This window comes from Nocardioides sp., assembly GCF_035429765.1.
In the GTDB taxonomy this organism is placed as follows: domain Bacteria; phylum Actinomycetota; class Actinomycetes; order Propionibacteriales; family Nocardioidaceae; genus Nocardioides.
Window position 1 is genome coordinate 1 of the sequence record NZ_DAOMFK010000319.1, and the last position, 2,053, is coordinate 2,053.

1 protein-coding gene and 1 pseudogene are annotated in these 2,053 nt (G+C 73.4%); both read left to right on the top strand.

Translation table 11 applies throughout. From position 1 onward, the window contains the following. Positions 1-266: pseudogene (locus PLP61_RS16730) on the top strand (hypothetical protein); the annotation flags it as partial. A 58-nt stretch (positions 267-324) separates the two neighbouring features. Further along, on the top strand, positions 325-2,053 hold a 1,729-nt coding region (locus tag PLP61_RS16735), incomplete at its 3' end, for a DUF2207 domain-containing protein (RefSeq protein WP_324503919.1).

The following is a 2,053-nucleotide window of genomic DNA, read 5'->3' on the forward strand; positions in this document are numbered from 1 at the left end:
CGCCGGGACCGGCCGAGCTCCCGGCGGAGGCGGCTGCGGTCGCCGCGGAGCCGACCCCGCTCGCGGAGGCCGCCGCCGCGGCCACCGGGGTGGCGCCGGAACCCGGGGTGCACTTCAAGCCCGGGCACCCCCACCACGAGGAGGCCATCGACCTGGGGTCCACCGTCCTCCCGGTGCTGGCGAAGGCCTACGGCAAGCAGGTCGCCCTCGGCCTGCTCACGCTGCTGGTGCTCCGCTGGCTGGTGAGGCGTCGCCGCCGGGCCTGAGGTCAGGGCGGCGCGTCCGCCGCCGTGAGCGCGTCGCCCGCCAGCTAGGCTCCCGCTCATGCTCCGGATCGTGGCGCGCGTCGTGGGCCTGCTCCTGCTGCTGGTCGGCGTGGGGGCGTGGGCGATCGGGTTCTCCGCCTCCTCCGACACCGGCCAGGTGGAGGAGACCACGATCAGCTCCTACGTCGCCACCTTCGACGTCGACTCCAACGGCGACATGGAGGTCGTCGAGCGGTTGCGGGTGAACTTCCCGTTCCCCGGCAAGCACGGCATCTTCCGGTTCTTCGACGTCCGCGACGACAACGACTGGCGCGCCCGTCGGATCCCTGAGTCGGTCACGGTGTCCCGGGACGGTGGCCCCGAGCAGCTCGAGATGCTCACCGAGGGCCGTGGTCGCTACCGGGTGGCCAAGATCGGGTCGCCGTACTCCACCCTGGAGCCGGGGATCCACACCTACGAGATCCGCTACCGCATCGAGGGCGTGCTGCTGCCCGGTCCCGACAACGGGACCAGCAGGTTCTACTGGAACCTCATCCCCGGAGGCTGGCAGCAGCCGATCGAGAAGGCGCGGCTCACGGTCCGGCTGCCCGCGGAGACCAGCGACGTGCTGTGCGCCGTCGGGGCGGGTCGCACCACCGGGTGCACGGCGAGCGGCGAGGGTACCGACACCCTGCTGGTGCGGGTGGGCTCGCTGGCGCCGCGGACCCCGGTCACGCTGCGCACCGACGTCGCCGTGGCCACTCCCGAGTCCGGCAACGCCCTGCTCTGGCCGCAGCGGTTCGACCCCGTCCTGGGCCGCAGCGTGCCCCTGCTGGTGCTCGTGGTCTCCCTGTCGGTCGCGGCCGGGGTCGCCGGCTACTGGGTCAGCCGGCGGACCCGCGAGACGCCGCCGGCGTACCCCCTGCAGTACGCGCCCCCGGAGGGGATCGGCCCAGCGCAGGCGAGGTACCTGATGACCGAGACCCTCGACCACGAGAGCTACGTCGCCTCGGTGATGCAGGCGGCCGAGAAGGGCGCGGTGGGACTCGACCGCGTCGGTGAGGACTGGCGCATCACCGACAAGGCCGGCCCGGCCGGCTGGGCGGGCGTCGACGAGGTCACCGCCGAGGTCGCCGGCCTGCTCTCCGGTCCGCACACCTCGTTCCTCGCCTCGCGCCACGACGTCGAGGCCGGCAAGCGGCTCAAGCAGGAGATCTCCAGCCTCCAGAGCCACACCCACGCGTGGGCGCGGCGCCAGGGACTGATGGTCTCCTCCGGGATCGGCTGCCTCGGGGGGCTCCTCGTCGTCGGGGCGGCGATCCTTGCCGGCATCGTGTGCTTCACCAACCCGCTGAAGATGAGCGTGCTGGCGCTGGTGCCCGGGCTCTTCGCCCTGGGCGCGCTGGAGGTCCTGGTGCCCGGCGCCTCCACCAAGCGCACGGCCGCCGGGCGAGAGCTGTGGTCGCGGATCGGTGGGTTCCACCGGATCCTCTCGACGCCCTCCAGCGTCCAGCGGTTCGAGTTCTCCGGGCGGCAGGAGCTCTACACCGCCTACCTGCCCTGGGCCGTCGCGTTCGGCTGCGCGGCACAGTGGGCGGAGAAGTACCGCACCGAGATGGGCGCGGAGCCGCCGGTTCCGTCGTACTTCCCGACCGGGTACGGGCTCGGCGCCACCGGCTTCGCGGACAGCCTGGTCCACGACTTCTCCTCCACCGTGGACTCGGCGATCTCGGCGTACGAGGCGACCCAGCGCTCCTCGTCCTCCTCCGGCGGGGGCGGCGGGTTCTCCGGCGGCGGGGGCGGAGGCG